This is a genomic window from uncultured Marivirga sp. (assembly GCF_963974845.1).
In the GTDB taxonomy this organism is placed as follows: Bacteria; Bacteroidota; Bacteroidia; order Cytophagales; family Cyclobacteriaceae; genus Marivirga; species Marivirga harenae.
Genome location: NZ_CAXBEQ010000001.1, coordinates 627,000 through 642,482 on the forward strand (window position 1 = coordinate 627,000; position 15,483 = coordinate 642,482).

At 38.2% G+C, this 15,483-nt stretch carries 16 protein-coding genes; 14 read left to right on the forward strand and 2 right to left on the reverse strand.

Annotation, left to right across the window (positions count from 1 at the left end; all coding sequences use genetic code 11):
- Nucleotides 1–136 precede the first annotated feature (136 nt).
- The 7 genes from AAC601_RS02755 (at nt 137) to AAC601_RS02785 (ending at nt 8,206) form a co-directional block, all read left to right on the forward strand.
- Nucleotides 137–829, forward strand: a complete 693-nt coding sequence (locus AAC601_RS02755; RefSeq protein WP_340152412.1) for a hypothetical protein — start codon at nt 137–139, stop codon at nt 827–829.
- A 570-nt stretch (nt 830–1,399) separates the two neighbouring features.
- Entirely contained in the window at nt 1,400–2,368 is a 969-nt protein-coding gene (locus AAC601_RS02760; protein ID WP_340152413.1) for a hypothetical protein, read from the forward strand.
- Nucleotides 2,368–4,704 (forward strand): TonB-dependent receptor plug domain-containing protein, encoded by a 2,337-nt coding sequence (locus AAC601_RS02765; protein ID WP_303268113.1) that lies wholly within the window; start codon nt 2,368–2,370, stop codon nt 4,702–4,704. The genes AAC601_RS02760 and AAC601_RS02765 overlap by 1 nt, the downstream gene beginning before the upstream one ends.
- Nucleotides 4,701–5,582 (forward strand): DUF4249 family protein, encoded by an 882-nt coding sequence (locus AAC601_RS02770; protein WP_303268114.1) that lies wholly within the window; start codon nt 4,701–4,703, stop codon nt 5,580–5,582. Before AAC601_RS02765 ends, AAC601_RS02770 begins: the two co-directional genes overlap by 4 nt.
- Before the next feature lie 1,012 nt (nt 5,583–6,594).
- Nucleotides 6,595–7,365 (forward strand): hypothetical protein, encoded by a 771-nt coding sequence (locus tag AAC601_RS02775; RefSeq protein WP_340152414.1) that lies wholly within the window; start codon nt 6,595–6,597, stop codon nt 7,363–7,365.
- Between the two features lie 9 nt (nt 7,366–7,374).
- The gene (locus tag AAC601_RS02780) at nt 7,375–8,037 is read left to right on the forward strand and encodes a DUF5675 family protein (protein WP_340152415.1); all 663 of its coding nucleotides are present in this window, start codon (nt 7,375–7,377) and stop codon (nt 8,035–8,037) included.
- Entirely contained in the window at nt 8,021–8,206 is a 186-nt protein-coding gene (locus AAC601_RS02785) for a hypothetical protein (RefSeq protein ID WP_340152416.1), read from the forward strand. Before AAC601_RS02780 ends, AAC601_RS02785 begins: the two co-directional genes overlap by 17 nt.
- Nucleotides 8,207–8,237: 31 nt before the next feature.
- Here AAC601_RS02785 and AAC601_RS02790 read toward each other — a convergent pair whose 3' ends face one another.
- Nucleotides 8,238–9,134 carry a helix-turn-helix domain-containing protein gene (locus AAC601_RS02790; RefSeq protein ID WP_340152417.1) on the reverse strand — a complete coding sequence of 299 codons (897 nt, stop codon included), beginning with the start codon at nt 9,132–9,134 and terminating at the stop codon, nt 8,238–8,240.
- Between the two features lie 236 nt (nt 9,135–9,370).
- Here AAC601_RS02790 and AAC601_RS02795 point away from each other — a divergent pair, with 236 nt between their 5' ends.
- The 7 genes from AAC601_RS02795 to AAC601_RS02825 all read left to right on the forward strand — a co-directional run bounded on the left by AAC601_RS02795 (nt 9,371) and on the right by AAC601_RS02825 (nt 15,050).
- On the forward strand, nt 9,371–10,468 hold the full coding sequence (locus AAC601_RS02795; protein WP_340152418.1) for an alpha/beta fold hydrolase: 1,098 nt from the start codon (nt 9,371–9,373) through the stop codon (nt 10,466–10,468).
- 40 nt (nt 10,469–10,508) lie between these two features.
- The gene (locus AAC601_RS02800) at nt 10,509–11,360 is read left to right on the forward strand and encodes a DUF4440 domain-containing protein (RefSeq protein WP_340152419.1); all 852 of its coding nucleotides are present in this window, start codon (nt 10,509–10,511) and stop codon (nt 11,358–11,360) included.
- 32 nt (nt 11,361–11,392) lie between these two features.
- Nucleotides 11,393–12,016 (forward strand): flavodoxin, encoded by a 624-nt coding sequence (locus AAC601_RS02805; protein ID WP_340152420.1) that lies wholly within the window; start codon nt 11,393–11,395, stop codon nt 12,014–12,016.
- A 94-nt stretch (nt 12,017–12,110) separates the two neighbouring features.
- Nucleotides 12,111–13,370, forward strand: a complete 1,260-nt coding sequence (locus tag AAC601_RS02810) for a DUF418 domain-containing protein (RefSeq protein WP_340152421.1) — start codon at nt 12,111–12,113, stop codon at nt 13,368–13,370.
- Nucleotides 13,371–13,970: 600 nt separating this feature from the next.
- A complete protein-coding gene (locus AAC601_RS02815; RefSeq protein ID WP_303270348.1) occupies nt 13,971–14,204 on the forward strand; it encodes a hypothetical protein in 234 nt (77 codons plus the stop codon).
- Between the two features lie 97 nt (nt 14,205–14,301).
- Nucleotides 14,302–14,520, forward strand: a complete 219-nt coding sequence (locus AAC601_RS02820; protein WP_340152422.1) for a hypothetical protein — start codon at nt 14,302–14,304, stop codon at nt 14,518–14,520.
- 329 nt (nt 14,521–14,849) lie between these two features.
- Entirely contained in the window at nt 14,850–15,050 is a 201-nt protein-coding gene (locus AAC601_RS02825; RefSeq protein WP_085517249.1) for a hypothetical protein, read from the forward strand.
- A gap of 215 nt (nt 15,051–15,265) precedes the next feature.
- Here the strand turns inward: AAC601_RS02825 and AAC601_RS02830 are convergent, their stop codons facing one another.
- Nucleotides 15,266–15,472 carry a GDCCVxC domain-containing (seleno)protein gene (locus AAC601_RS02830; protein ID WP_340152423.1) on the reverse strand — a complete coding sequence of 69 codons (207 nt, stop codon included), beginning with the start codon at nt 15,470–15,472 and terminating at the stop codon, nt 15,266–15,268.
- Nucleotides 15,473–15,483: the final 11 nt, after the last annotated feature.

Genomic DNA, 15,483 nt, shown 5'->3' on the forward strand with positions numbered 1-15,483 from the left:
AATTTCAAAATTGAGGTAGGAGTTTTTAGAGCTCAGCTGTTTTATAGATAGTGAAGGGAGTAGGTGTTCTAAAAACTAATTACCGAAGCCTTTCAGAAATTCTAAACCAATTTTAAACAAACAAAATTTAATCCTTATGAAAAATTATTTTAAGTCAATCCCAGCATATTTCGTAGCTTCAATGCTCATTTTTAGTGCATGTAGTGAAGATGCAGAAACAACTCAGCCAACGGTGCAAATGCAATTTAATACAGTTAATACTGCCACATCTGTCCCTTCTAATTCACGTGTAGCAGCAAACTCGCTTGAATTTACTTCTGGTTCTATTACCTTAACAGAAATTGAATTTGAAGCAGAAACGGACGAAGGTGATTCTGTTGAAGTAAATATTCAACAAAACGTAGTGATAGATTTTGCTACGGGAGCAACAAGCCCGGATCTTAGTAGTCTCGTTTTCCCGGCCGGAACCTATGCTGAGGCACGAGTAGAATTAGAATTGTTAGATGAGAATGAAATACCTTCAGTTTTATTAGAAGGGACATTTATAGATAGCAATAATGAGTCACATCCCGTTAGATTTGAATTTAACTCAGGTGAAACATTTGAAGTTGAGAAGGAAGGTAGTATTACTTTTTCTGCGGGAGCAAATGTGGTTGCTGAGGTGACTTTTGACCCTACTGTTTGGTTTGCCGGAGTTACAAGCGGCATGCTAGAAAGAGCTACAAAAATAGAAGGCGTGATCGTTATCAGTGAAACTAGTAATGAGGAGATTTTTGATATTGCTGCAGATGGCCTAGACCTAGCTACCGAAGTAGAAATTAAATTTTGATAAATTTCAAATTCTCCAAATAAGAACTGGTGAGGAACACTCGGCTAGTTTAAATAATTCATCCTAAAAATTGTCAACTTATTTTAGGACGAGACAAAAAAATTGGAAAGGCCGCTGTTTAAATAATCAGCGGCTTTTTTAGATATTATGGTTTTGTGTCTATGAGGGCACAAGCGAGACGCTTGCGCCAGCGGAGCCTTGGGAGCCTAAAAGGCCGCTTCCTTTTGCTTTTTTACCTCTTTATCTGCTTAACAGAAAAAAAGCAAAAGCTATGAGGGAAGGATTGTGCGGGTAAGTGTTAGTCGTCATAAAAAAGTGTGCTATTCATTTTGACCTTTAGTACATATTTTTTTGTTTTGTGCCATCAATTTGAGCGTACTACTGAAAATGGTATAAAACTTAAGTTGTTAGTGCTAGCGAAAGCAGCTTATAACCAAAACCCACAAAGTGAATATTATTGACTTGAACTCACCCGGGATGATTTCACTTCTATAAAGTATTCATTTGTGATTTTTCATGGTATCGGAAAATTGGTATTAATAAATTTTCTAAAACTAATAAAAGATAAAAATGAAGAATTTAATATTCAACTATACTCTGATTCTGTTATCAGTTTTTCTAATCGCTTCATGTAACAATGAAGAAAAAGTTTTACCGAAAACTGTAGTAGAGAATACAAAATTTAAAATGTTGAAACTTGAGGACAATATAGTTTCTTTTGAAACGATGGATGACTTTAGTGAATTTTTACAAAAGGCAAATGAAGAAGAAAAATTCTTAGCTGAATTCAAAGAGCAGTTTACTGGATTTAAATCAAATTATGAGGCTTATGAGGCAATCACGGCTTCGCAAGTTGAAGATATAATTTCAAATCCGGCAGCATATGAATCGTATGCGAAAATTGTTGAGAATAATGGTGAAAAGTATTTAGAGCCAATTATAGATGATGCTAACATCAGGACTGTTTTGAATGAAAAAGGGATTTTGAAAATTGCCAATAGGTATTATAAGTTCACTTATGAAACTGTCTATATATCCAAAGATTTTTCCGATTTGGATGCAGAAAACTCAATGCGAACAGCTAATGTTGAGACCATCGATGTAGTTAGAGGTAATGGTGATACAATGCGTAGACCAAACGAAGACTGTAGACAGGATTACCAAAAGAAAACATGGCTTAGAACATTGGATTGTAGATTCAGAGGTAGACTTTGGACTACAAATATTGGTTCTCTGTATAGTGGGATAGGCGCAAATACAACGCACTATGTAAAAACAGCAGGTATTTGGTACAGAGACAAAGCGCCAATGCTAAGATTAAAATATGATGTTAATTATACTCAGTCTACCCCATATGGAAATATTCCTTTAACTGACTCGTTTGACTCAGGTGAAGAAAATGATGTACGGAGAATTGACGAAACATTCGAATTTTGTCTTAATGCTAGTTGTGAATTTAGCTTTGATGATGCTACTTCATATCATTCAGGTAGAGGGGATGCAGGAAATAACTTTTGGAGTTGTAATTTAAATATATAATGGCTAAAGAGTTATATAAATTAGGAGGGGGCAAGCATATCATCTTGCTCCTTCTTTTTATAATGTGTTTTAGTTTTCTTAAAGCCCAGAATATTCAAATTTCGGGTTATTTAACAGAAGAAGAGTCAAATCAGCCAGTTCAGGCAGCACTCTATTTAAATCACCAAGATGAAGGACTAACAAGTAATAGTTCGGGTTTCTTCACCTTTCCTTGGCAGGCCCATCAAACCTTAATTTTAGAAATATCTTCTTCAAGTCATGAGAGGAAGGTTATTAGTTTCAAGCCGAAATCGGATACTCTTATCTATATTAATATGAAAGCCATAACATTGGAAGAGGTAGTGGCTAAAGCCAACAAAACTGAAGTAGCAAGAAGTTCAGTCAGTATGGATATTGAAAAGCTTCGATCAATACCACCAGTAATGGGGGAAGCTGATATTTTAAAAACGTTTACCCTTTTTCCTGGTATTGCAGCCGGTAACGAAGGCACCACAGGCTTGTTTGTAAGGGGTGGTACACCGGATCAAAATTTACTATTGTTGGATGAAGCTGTAATTTTTAATCCCTCTCACTTGCTGGGTTTTATATCGGTTTTCAATCAAAATGCTATTGAAAGTGCTACGGTTTACAAAGGAAACTTCCCTTCAAAATATGGTGGACGTTTATCTTCCATAGTAGATGTTGAAATGAAGGATGGAAGCGAAAGTGAGGAAAGAAAAGGGAGCTTAAGTATTGGCTTGTTGAGTTCCAATATATTTCTTTCAGGGAACAGAGAGAAATTCAGTTATATGCTAAGTGGCCGGAGCACTTACCTTACTCTCGCTTCTATTCCTAATAAGATAAGATATACCTATAGACAGACCGACAGTAAGTTTAATTACTGGATGGAAGATGTAAATGCTAAAATTAACTTTGAACCTATTGAAGATCACAAGATGACTTTTTCAGTCTACCAGACAGGTGATTATTTCACTACAACAGAACGGGATATTCCCTTAACCAATGAACTTCATATCGATTGGGGAAACCAATTGGTTAGCTTAAAGCATACTGGCTTACTTAAAAATAATTTCATTATTGAAAATTCTTTTACTTATTCCCGATACAAATATCAGTTAGAAGCGCTGCAATCCAACGAGCAGAATATAGCAGTTGATACTGCTTTTGCTAATAGTTCCGCCACTCATAATGTTTCATTAAAGTCTCAATTAAATAAGGAAATTAATCAGAAACTAGCCTTAGATATCGGGCTTCAGCAACAATATTATTTCTTTAATCCTCGCTTTTATAATAAGACAATAGATAATACTGATTTTGGTGCTCAGTGTCTGTGGAAGACGGGCTTGTTTCTGGATTTAAAATATGATGTTTCTGATTATTTAATGATTAATGGAGGTTACCGGCACTCTTTTTATCTCTCAGGATCAGATTTTTATACCATTCCTGAGCCTCGAATTTCCATTGATTACCAATGGAGCAGTAATTTAAATTTGAACTTAGGGTTCACCAAAATGGCCCAGCCTATTCATTTATTAAACAGCAGTTCTGGTTTACCCAATGACAATTGGGTTCCGGCAGGTGAAAATATTCGTCCTGCTATTGCTTATCAAATCAATGGCGGGTTTTCAAGAGCTATTCCTTCTTTAAATGGGGAGTTTTCCATGGAGGGATATGCTAAAAGAATGAATGATTTAATTGATTATCCTTATGGATATAGCTTTTATGGAATAGCTGCAGGCCCTTTAGATGAAATTGTAGAAAAAGAAGGGATAGGTGAGGCTTATGGTATCGAGACCTATTTTGAAATGCAAAAGGATAATTTTTCTGGATGGTTGTCTTATACTTATTCGTTCAATACCCGCCAATTCGAAGGAATAAATGAAGGCACCCCATATTTTGCTAATTTTGACAGGAGACATGATTTGAGTTTATCAGTAAATTACAAAGCGAGTCAAAAATGGAACTTTAATGCGGTGTGGAATTTGCAATCAGGCAGACCCTTTACAGCCCCTAGTGCCATTATTCGAAATCCTGGAGGGCTTGAGCAAGTAGTTTATGGACCAAGAAACAATAGCCGTTTACCGGTTTATCATCGTCTTGATTTAGGAGCAGAATATAGTTTTACAAAAAAAGACCGCGACAGGAAATGGTCATTTGGGATAATTAATGCCTACAATCGAGTGAATCCTTTTTATTATCGGCTTTTTCCAAAAATGGTCGGGACTAATTCAAGTGGGACAGTTGATTACTTTGAAAATCAATACACGGGTCAGGGCTTTCTTCCATTTTTACCCTATGTTTCTTATCAGTTTAATTTGTTTAAAAACAGAAAATGAGAATAGGTATTTTTAATGTTTTATTATTTTTCTTCATCTTATCATGTGATACTAATGTCGATTTTGAAGGAAAGGAATATCCAACAGAGCCAGTAGTTTATGCTCATTTGAATGCAGATTCGACTGTAGAAGCTCGAATTAGCTATTCTGCGCCAGTGAGAGGGGAGTTCGCATCTAACCGAGAAATCAATGATGCGAAAGTGGTTTTGATAGAAAATGGAAAAGACAGTATTCGCTTAAAATTAATTTCGGAAGGGAAATATCAGGCAAGCTATATTCCTGATTTGGAATCACACTATAAGCTATGGGTAAAAACTGATTATGGTAGTATGTTGTCAAGTACTGTTCAAATACCAGTGAAGCCAAGCGAGCTCTCTTCAAGTTTAGAGCCCTATCAAAAAGGATTTTATAATTATACTGATTTATTAAGGACGAAATGGGAAGTAGGGAGGCAGAAGCCACAATTTTTGAAGCTGCAAGTAGGTTATGCGGATTCAAAGCAGTTTCAATCTATCCGGATTACTTCTGTAGAGGATGCGCTTATTTCTGCATGTGGGGGCTTTGATGCCTCGGACGGAGGAAAGTTATATTTTATTGGAGATGTAAGTATGAATGGCCAAAGGTATGAATGCATTGAATCTGATTCCTTAGAAATGTCGGTAGCCTTTAATAGAGATTCTGTACCCGAAGGAAATAGGGATTTATTAGTGAAATTTGCAACAACTTCCCCCCAATATCATGAATTTGAAGCGCAATTAATTGACTATAGAGCAATAGATTTGTTTTTTGAAGAGCCTGTCCCTCCCTATACAAATTTTGATAATGGATATGGATATTTTGCTGCTTTCAATGAAGTGACTATATCTTTGAATTTATAGTCCTTCTCTGCTTATGGCTTATATGGAGTGTTAAATAGAGATGAAAAGGTAGAGGATATTTAGTTTTCAAATTAAAAAAGCGCTGCATCCCCATCTAGCGCTTATATTTCAACCAAGACCTTATAAAGTCATTGACTTGAAAGAAATTGTTAATAAAGACAAGTAGTTTCTTAAAAGCTAAAATTATTTCTTGGAAACTACTCAAATATAGAGAGTGCCCAATCTCTATTGGATTTAAACATCCAGAAAAAGTCTAGACCTGATCTTGCTTTCACTTGATGTAACGTTACCAGAGCATCACTGATTATTTTTTATTGAATGATAAAAAACAAAAAAGCCCTAAATCATAAGATTTAAGGCTTTTTGTGTTCAGATAAATTCTGAAAGTGGGCCCACCTGGACCACACATAAAGCCTTTAAAATATTGTATTTCAATAAGTTAATGATTTATTGAAATTTATGGACACTAAATGGACACCAAAGGATTATTTTCAATTGTTGCCGTTTAATGACTTAATTTCCACTACATACTGCCAAAGAACTTTTCTTTGTTATACTAAATATACGCAAAAAAGGGCAAATTTTATGTATAAAAGGCGGGGAAATTTCTGGATCAGAACCTATAAATTTGGCTTAATCTGTGAGGTATTCCTGGACTGTTTCAGCATCTATCCCAGTGTAATCTGCGAATTCGGAAACGGTTATGAGCTGGTGTTTTTCTTTTCCTTTTCGCTCTCGGATCCGTTCCAATATCCTTCTGCCGGTGCGCTCACTCTTGCCAGTTATGCGCTGAATATCCTTTGGGTATATGACGGTTCTTTTTAATATCATTACTTCATACTTTATCTATACTTTATCCATAAGGATGCTATACACTAATATAGCCAATTTCTTGAAAGCTTTAACGACAATAATTGCCAATTAAGACAACACGACCTTTATCAGAAGCAAGTTTTTGACAAACGCTATTTGAGAGGATACTTTGGTGGCTCATCAAATATATTTTTCAATTATGGCAAGACAAAAAGGAATTATCAAACTGAAAGGCAAAATCGGAGATTTGTCTTTTTACAAAACGAAAGATGGCTATCTGGCTAGGGAAAAAGGAGGCATTGATAAAGAGCGGATGAAGAATGATCCTGCCTTCCAAAGGACTCGAGAAAATGGCGCTGAATTTGGAAGGGCTGGAAAAGCTGGCAGGCTTTTAAGAACTTCGGTTCGCCCGTCGCTTTTGAAAGCTGCTGATGGTCGTGTGGCTAGCCGAATGACCCGAGAAATGGTGAAGGTCGTGAAAAGCGATACATCCAACGATAGAGGCGAACGAAAGGCTAGTGAAGGTGATATTGAATTGCTGAAGGGCTTCGAGTTCAATCAAAGCGGGAAACTGAATGCGACCATGTATGCGCCTTTTTCGGCTGCTATTGATCGAGCAACTGGCGAAGCCACGGTGGAGATTCCTAGCTTTATTCCTCAGAATACTTTTGCTGCTCCTGGAGGGGCTACGCATATGCGTTTGATTGTAGCTGCAAGTAAAGTGGACTTTGAAGGGGAAGCTTTCGACATGGACACTGATGAAAGCAGTGACATTGCTATTGGTCCTCAATCGGAGTCAGCTATCAACTTGACCGCTACGGTTCCTACAACAGGAGATTTTCCAATCTTTTTACTTTTCGGGGTGGAATTCCTGCAGGAAGTAAACGGGACAATGTACCCGCTTAAAAACGGTGCGTACAATGCTCTTGCCTTGGTAGAGATTGACAATACTATTCCCGGACCTTTATAGAATTTGGAAATGAGTTTTGAACTTATTCGAAATTATAGGTCCAGCGGAACCAATGGGAGCTTGAGGTATGGCAGTGAAAAAATCTGCCATACTATTGAACTTCCGTGGAAGGAGAATCAGCCTTTTATTAGTTGTATCCCAGAAGGTAAATACCTACTTGAAAAAAGGATTACCCATGAGAGGGGATTTCATTTGATACTGAAAAGTGTTCCAGGAAGGAGTTGGATTTTAATCCATCCTGCGAATGATGCCCGAACAGAACTGGAAGGCTGCATTGCACCAGTATCGGAGTTGACAGGAATTGGAAAAGGAATCCGATCGAGTGAAGCCATGGACAGGCTTTTAGAAGCCTTTGAAGAGGCTCAGGAAAAGCAGAATCATATTTACATCACTATTAAAGAGAAATCAACTATGAATATTTTAGAAAGGGTGAAAAAGCCCACTCCAAAATTGTTTAGAAAGTTACGAACAGTCGGTTTGGTATTGGCTGCTGCAGGCGGTGCCATTCTAGGTGCTCCAATCACTTTGCCAGCTGGATTGATTACCGTTGCAGGATATTTGACCGTTGGTGCCAGTGTCCTGACTGCAGTCAGTCAGGTGACGGTGGATGATGAGGAGAAAATACCTCCAATGCCTGAGGTGAAAAACAAGGGAGATGCAAGTCCACGGTAAGGCAGGTACAGCTGGGGGAACAATCCTTACGGTGCTGGTCAATTTGCAAAGTGCTGATATTATCAAGACTTGCATTCTGGCAGCTGTTGGAGCATTAGTTAGTTTTTGTATGTCCTTGGCCATGAAATGGGTGGTCAAGAAAATCAGGAAGAAAGACCGTAGTTCATAGCTACGGTCTTTTGTTTTTAATCGAATTAGGGTTAATTCATATTCCGATATTCTTTTGGAGATACGCCTACATGCTGTTTAAAAACGCGAGTAAAATGTTGTGGGTATTTAAAGCCCAGGTCGAAAGCAATTTGGCTTAGTGACTTACTTGGGTCAAAGATTCTTTCTTTCGCCTCTTCAATTAACTTAAGCTGAATGAATTCAAGTGCAGTTTTACCAGTTTCCTTTTTAATCATATCACCAAAGTAGTTGGATGATAGGTTGAGTTCATCTGCGCAATAAGCCACAGAAGGCAAACCGATAGTTTCGGGTTTGTCAGAAGAAAAGTAAGCATTCAGTAAAGTTTCAAACCTTTCCAAAATTCCTTTATGCACATTGTCACGGGTAATGAACTGGCGGTCATAAAACCTATCGCAATAATTTAAGAGCAATTCAATATTAGAGGTAATTAATTTTTTGCTGTGATTGTCAACATTCATCTCTAGTTCATAGCTGATTTTGGAAAAACAGTCCATTACCATTTTTCGCTCGCGTTCAGAAACATGCAGTGCTTCATTTACCTTATAGCTAAAAAACGAATAGTGATCAATGTGTTTACCCAGTGAAGTGCCCTTGATAAGATCTGGATGGAAGGCAATTCCATGTCCTTTGGGATGATAGAGTTGGTTGTTATTATCAATTGAAATGACCTGCCCCGGTGCAACGAATATCAAAGTGCCTTCCTGATAATCGTAAGTTTGTTTTCCATATCTTAGATCCCCACAGTTTATCTCTTTCAAGAGTACAAGATACAGACCGAAATATGTTTTTTTAAGATACCTTGGATCAGCCTTTGAAAAATCCACTACTGTAACCAGAGGGTGTAGTGTTTCATGATTGTTGTATGCATTGTATTGGCTAACAGTTTCAAATTTTTGTATCTCGTCCATAACAACTACTTTTTATCAAAACTAATACAATACTTTTTTAATTCCTGCGCCTCAATTGTTGAATCCGTAAAATTGGTAAGAATAGCAGTAGAATGTATAAGTAATCTCATTAAGAAGAGGTTCAAATTTGTAGTAGCTGTCATTGATAATTGAAGTTAAGGACTTGGCTATCGATTGACCATCAAAATTTTCTCAAATAATTATGTAAATTAAGCTTGTTGACCAAAAAGAATACTATGCACTATCAAAATAACATTTCATTCTTTGCTTTTCTTGCTGTTGTTCTGATGATGACCGTTTTCCCAAGTCATGCACAAAAGCAACCCTTAATTATTGAGGAACAAGGTAGCTTTATGGTCGGTGGCGAAATTGTAAAAGCTTCAGGCACCTTTGACCCAATAAATCATGGTTATTTTAATCCTTCCAATCAAGCTTCAGAAGGACAGACTTTGCACGGTGATCACGCTTATGTATTCTATCAAATCCCACAGGATAAACGTAAGCTGCCACTGATATTTTGGCATGGTTACGGGCAATCAGCTAAAACCTGGGAGACTACCCCAGATGGCAGAGAAGGTTTTCAGAATATTTTTCTAAGAAAGCAGTTTCCTGTTTATTTAATTGATCAACCGAGGAGAGGAAAAGCAGGGAGAAGTACAGAACCCACTACTATTACAGCCAAACCTGATGATCAGCTCTGGTTTGGGATTTTCCGGTTGGGAATTGATAATGAGTTTTTCAAAGGAAGCCAGTTTCCTCAAGATTCACTGGCTTTAAACCATTTTTACAGACAGATTACACCAGATACTGGCCCTCTCGATATAGAAGTTAACATCAATGCAGTATCCGCATTATTTGATAAAATTGGTGCTGGCATATTGGTAACTCATTCGCATAGTGGAGGTCAGGGATGGTTAACCGCACTTCAAAATGATAATATAAAAGGCATTGTCTCCTATGAGCCGGGCAGTAATTTTGTTTTTCCTGAAAATGAAATACCAGACCCCATTTCATATGTTGGTGGAAAGTTAAGTGCCAGAGGGGTTCCCATGTCGGATTTCAAGAAATTAACACAAATCCCGATTATTATTTATTACGGTGATTATATTCCAACTGAGCCTGTGAAATATCCAGGACAAGAGCAATGGAGGGCAGCATTGGCTATGGCTAAGACATGGAGCAATGCAGTCAATAAACATGGCGGTGATGTGACCCTGATATATTTGCCAGATATTGGAATTAAAGGGAATAGCCACTTCCCTATGTCAGATTTAAACAATGAAAAGATTGCCGAGCTTATGTTCAATTGGCTACAAGAAAAAGGACTTGATTAAGTATTAATACATTACGAATTGAAATATAAATATTGTTATGATGAAAAAGTATATAAGTTATTCCGCTATTCTATTCAGTTTATTGCTTTGCAGGCAATTGAATGCGCAAGATGATTCAACATTTCCCAAAGGAGAAAAAGCACCTAATGTACACCACACTGGGGATGTTTGGCTCTATCATGTAAGTGATGCTGATAAAACTTTTGATTATAGTATCGTACAAGCTGTATTTGCTAAAGGAGCAAAACTCGATTGGCACAAGCATCCTGATGGACAGCAATTAATTATCACTGAAGGCATCGGTTTTTATCAGGAAAGAGGAAAGCAAGTGCAAACTGTAAAAAAAGGAGATGTAGTGCATTGTGCACCTGGAGTAGCGCATTGGCATGCGGCCACCCCTAACACAGGTGTTACTTACCTTGCCATTACAGGTAATGAACCTACAGAATGGCTTGAACCGGTAAAGGAGGAAGAATTTAGTAGTATTGAATTGACTATATCCAATACAAAAAATGTAGAAAAGGAAATCATGGATTTATCCAAAAAGAAATGGGATTGGATGGCGGATAAAAATGTAGGTCAACTGGATGATTTATTTCATGAGCAATCAGTCTTCGTCCACATGGGAGGAAGCTGGGGCAAGGAGAAGGAACTTAGTGTGATTGAAAGTGGGGGTATTTGGTATAAGAAAGCAGATGTCAAAGAAGTATCGGTTAATGTAATGGGCAACACCGCCATTCTATTGAATAACATCACACTTTTAGCTGTAGTCGGTGGAAATGAAGTCACCAACCCTTTCGAAGTGACTGAGGTATATGTGAAAGAAAATGGAAACTGGAAGCTTAGCGCTCTTTCCTTTACGAAGCTCTTTGGTGGTGATAGTGGTAAATAATTGAAGTGGCTGGGATAAATAACTATAGTGTAATGCAATTTCTTAATTATCTCTTGGTCGGTATTTTATTCATTATACCTATTAGTGCTTGCAGCCAGGCTAAAGATAATAAGAGCGTGAATGAAGCAAATAAGTCTGATGATGTGCTAATAGTTTACCTAAGCAGAACGAATAATACTCAGGCTGTTGCCAAGATGATTTATGAGGAAGTAGGTGGGGAAATTGTTGAATTGGAGTTGAAAACCCCTTATCCGGAAGATTATGATGCTATAGTTTCTCAAGTGGACCAAGAAAATGAAACTGGATATTTACCTCCTCTCAAAACTGAAATTAAAAATATCCAAAAGTATGATATCATTTTCATAGGATTCCCGACCTGGGATATGCAATTACCTCCACCAATGAAAAGCTTTTTGACCAAATATGATCTTAGTGGTAAAACAGTCATCCCATTTAATACCAATGCTGGGTATGGAGTTGGAAGTAGTTTTAATACTGTAAAGGAGCTTTGTCCTGAGAGTACTATTCTGGAAGGCTATTCGACTAAAGGTGGAGTAGAAAGAGACGGAATCTATTTTGTGATGGAGGGTGAAAAACGCAAGGAAGTAAAAGGTGAAGTGAAGGATTGGCTAGAAAGCCTTCAGATCATGAAGTAGTATAACAGTAAAATTGGTAGGTTAAGCTGTATTCTGTATAAGAATGAGATGAATTGAGGACACTACATTTGTTATATAAAAATAGTGTATCAAAATGAAAAATGTAAGTCAACCCACCACATTAACCCAACCTTTAAAACGAATTACAGTCCTAGATGCTTTAAGGGGTTTTGCCCTTCTGGGTGTAATTCTGATGCATATGTTGCAAAATTTCGGGATATTTGAAGTTTCAGTTGAGCAAGCTCAAACTCGCTTTCCGGAAATTGATAAAACTATTCAATGGATTGGCAGTAATCTGATTATGGGCAGGTTTATCAATATTTTTGCTTTTCTTTTCGGACTCAGTTTTTTTATTCAGATGGACAGGGCAGCCAAGAAAGGGATAGATTTTAGAAAGCGATTTATCTGGAGGATGTTCATTTTGTTACTGATTGGAGTAGTTGGCCATTCATTTTACAGTATTGAAATCATTTCTATATATGCCGTTTTTGGACTTTTACTCATCCCACTTTATTCTTTGAGAAATTGGAGTTTACTACTGTTGGCTTCTCTTCTGTTAATTGGAACACCTCGAGCTATTCAGTCTAGCATTCATAATAGTAATTTGAAAGCGCAAACGGCAGAAAAACAAACTGAAAGCGGTTCTCCTGAAGCAAGGGAAATTCCAGCGCATATCCAAAACCCCTCTTTTATTAATTCTGTAAAGCACAATTATGCTGAAAGATTTGAAGGGAAGCTGAACTATCAGTTTGGTATGTATGGGCGAGGCTATCTTACTTTTGCTTTGTTTATTTTAGGATTGGTAGTGGGTAGAATCCGCTTTTTTGAGACTCTGGGTGAAAGAAAAAGACGGAATCTTTTCCTGTTTGTCGGTTTTGCAGTAGCTGCCCTATTCGTGAATTGGATTGAAAGCCTCTTTCCTGCTGTAGAAGTGCGATCATTAATGAGACCGGGTGATGAATATATACCTGCGATGATGTTGGTGGTTAAAACTTTGGGAGATCTCAATTTAGTATTTTTCTCAGCTGCTTTGGGGATGGGATTTATTATTCTGTATAATACCAGCAGTTTTAGCAAATACCTTGACGTATTATCTCCTTATGGTCGAATGGCGCTAACCAATTATGAAATGCAAGGGGTCATTGGTGCCATTTTGTTTTCTGCATGGGCTTTTGGATCAGTTTTCAGTAGTTGGGGTGCCACAGAATTATTTGTATTCGGTATCATCATTTTTGTTCTCCAGATTCTATTGAGCAGAATATGGCTCAAGTATTTTTTATACGGTCCACTAGAGTGGTTGTGGCGTTCGGGAACTTACTTAAAATGGCAAGCTCTTAAGAAAAGAAAGTCATAAATCGGTCAGCGTTGGTAATAGTTGCTAAAGGAATAACGAAGCTGAATTAACAAAAAAATAAAAACCTGGCAGGCAAAACCCACCAGGCAATAAAACTAAAACGGCAATGGCGAGAAATTAATCTCAAACCACAAAAACCGAAGGAAATAATAACCTTCAGACTGAACACTGAACCGCGTAAAACTAAACGCTGGACGAAGACGAACGTACGTCACCAACCACCGGCTGGCGATGCGCACTCTAAAAATTAATTTAAACATAGTGCGCATCCACACAGGACCGGTGAGATAGATGCAAGAGCAGCACATAAAAAATACTTCCGCCATCTGGCGGAGGAGATTTTTTTTGTAGCCGGCAAAGCGAACTCTTGCATCTTTCTCATCCGCATGCCTGTAAATTTCACTATGTTTGGATTGATTTTTTCACTTTCCAGAAGCAAGAAAGCCATTAAAGAGCTTTTTTGGAAAGTAGGAATTATGGCAGGAACTTAGCTTTGGAAAGCTACCTCCTCCTCATAAAAGGCTGGAGAAAATATTTTAAAGTCCTAGTTACTTTCAACATATCTATAAAGCTATTAAATTGTTTATTGTAAAGTGAGCTATGAAAAAATACCTATCAAATAACCTACACACGACAGGGAAATATTTTCAAAAGAGAAAAGAAAAAAAAAGAAAAGAGAAAGCTTTTCTTTCAGGGGGAATTGCTTCGGGGGCAAGTCTTTTTTGGAAAATACTTCCGTTGGTGAGCGGAGGAGATTTTTCAAAAAAACCGAAGGGCTTGGACTTGCGGCCGAAAAAGCAATTCATCCCTAATTTGCTTTCCTCTTTTATTTAATTTTTGAAGAAATATTTACCTGCAAAATTCCAATCGAAGTTTATCCAAATTCCTGGGGCAAACTCAAGGCGGCCTAAAGCCGCACCTTAAACGGGTGGTGGGGAATTTGGGAAGGGATGTGGAATACTATCCTATCGTATTACCACAACAGTTTGATCAAGGCACTAATGCGGGTAGACGTGGGAAGGTGAACGCAGGAAGAGCGGTTGCAAATAATGGAGTTTACGGAATGGTTTGCAATCCGCTGTGTGTCGAGCCGTCTGCGAGTGCGACCCCGGGTGGTAGACCGAGAGTGACCGCAGGAAACGGGGGCTAGCCACGAGCGGAGAGTAACGGAGCGAGCAAGGCTTGGCGTGGTTTTTAGTTAAAAAAAGCTGTAGCCGTTTTAATCATAAACACTAACAGCTTTTTTTAAAAACCATGACAAGCCGCAGCCCGGGGGCGCCCGCAGGCGAGCCTAACTCTGGCAACCGGGGGCTGTTGCTTTTAACAGTAGCGAAGCGGAGGTTTAAAGGAACAGACCAGGTAGGTTGCCGTGATGCACTTGGGCTAAGCTGCAAGGGGCATGACAGCACTTGCCCCGAAGGGGTTGGCTTTTGGCTTTAAATACCTTATAAATCAATACTTATTTAAAGCCTGAAGCCAATGCTGGCGAGACCCTTTGCCGCAGCCCAAGTGCAGCACACCATAGTGCCTGGCCGTGCGGCTGGTATATCAAATAACAACTTTTTGGCTTGGGAGCCAAAAAGACCGTTTCCTTTTGCTTTTTTACTTCTTTATCTGCTTAACAGAAAAAAAAGCAAAAGCTATGAGGGAAGGATTGGGCGGGTAAGTGCGGCAGGTTAGCCGAGGGTCTTTGATTTACCCTTTAGGGAAATTAAAGGCTTTCGGCTGGGGGAGCCATGGGCTTTGGCTAAATTTTTGGATTGTGAAAGGGATGTAGGGAAATTGGGCAAGGCGCATGGTCTTTGCCTAATAATTCATTTAGAGAGAGCTTTAAATGGGAATAAGGAAAAGCGAACGTATTATGTTTATTGATACGTTCGTTTTTTGGAGCTTTTTTAACAGCAGCTTTTGTTTTGTTGGATCGGTGGACATGCTACTGTTCCGTAACTACAATAGACACAGCAATCGCCAGCTTGTGGTTTCAAAACTGTGTTACAATTATCACAGTCATAGAAGAATTGACAAGCATCTGTTGGCATTTCTTCTGTTTTTTCGTGCCCGCAGTTGGGACATTTTATTGTTGATTTTAGTATTACTTCCATTCGAATTCTAT

What these genes read in the sequence shown, in the direction of transcription:
- AAC601_RS02815 (WP_303270348.1), top strand. Translation starts at nt 13,971, where the DNA reads ATGAAAAAATACCTATCAAATAACCTACACACGACAGGGAAATATTTT.
- AAC601_RS02785 (WP_340152416.1), top strand. Translation starts at nt 8,021, where the DNA reads ATGCAAGTCCACGGTAAGGCAGGTACAGCTGGGGGAACAATCCTTACG.
- AAC601_RS02770 (WP_303268114.1), top strand. Translation starts at nt 4,701, where the DNA reads ATGAGAATAGGTATTTTTAATGTTTTATTATTTTTCTTCATCTTATCA.
- AAC601_RS02830 (WP_340152423.1), bottom strand. Translation starts at nt 15,472, where the DNA reads ATGGAAGTAATACTAAAATCAACAATAAAATGTCCCAACTGCGGGCAC.
- AAC601_RS02775 (WP_340152414.1), top strand. Translation starts at nt 6,595, where the DNA reads ATGGCAAGACAAAAAGGAATTATCAAACTGAAAGGCAAAATCGGAGAT.
- AAC601_RS02765 (WP_303268113.1), top strand. Translation starts at nt 2,368, where the DNA reads ATGGCTAAAGAGTTATATAAATTAGGAGGGGGCAAGCATATCATCTTG.
- AAC601_RS02825 (WP_085517249.1), top strand. Translation starts at nt 14,850, where the DNA reads ATGCTGGCGAGACCCTTTGCCGCAGCCCAAGTGCAGCACACCATAGTG.
- AAC601_RS02780 (WP_340152415.1), top strand. Translation starts at nt 7,375, where the DNA reads ATGAGTTTTGAACTTATTCGAAATTATAGGTCCAGCGGAACCAATGGG.
- AAC601_RS02760 (WP_340152413.1), top strand. Translation starts at nt 1,400, where the DNA reads ATGAAGAATTTAATATTCAACTATACTCTGATTCTGTTATCAGTTTTT.
- AAC601_RS02805 (WP_340152420.1), top strand. Translation starts at nt 11,393, where the DNA reads ATGCAATTTCTTAATTATCTCTTGGTCGGTATTTTATTCATTATACCT.
- AAC601_RS02755 (WP_340152412.1), top strand. Translation starts at nt 137, where the DNA reads ATGAAAAATTATTTTAAGTCAATCCCAGCATATTTCGTAGCTTCAATG.
- AAC601_RS02795 (WP_340152418.1), top strand. Translation starts at nt 9,371, where the DNA reads ATGCACTATCAAAATAACATTTCATTCTTTGCTTTTCTTGCTGTTGTT.
- AAC601_RS02810 (WP_340152421.1), top strand. Translation starts at nt 12,111, where the DNA reads ATGAAAAATGTAAGTCAACCCACCACATTAACCCAACCTTTAAAACGA.
- AAC601_RS02790 (WP_340152417.1), bottom strand. Translation starts at nt 9,134, where the DNA reads ATGGACGAGATACAAAAATTTGAAACTGTTAGCCAATACAATGCATAC.
- AAC601_RS02800 (WP_340152419.1), top strand. Translation starts at nt 10,509, where the DNA reads ATGAAAAAGTATATAAGTTATTCCGCTATTCTATTCAGTTTATTGCTT.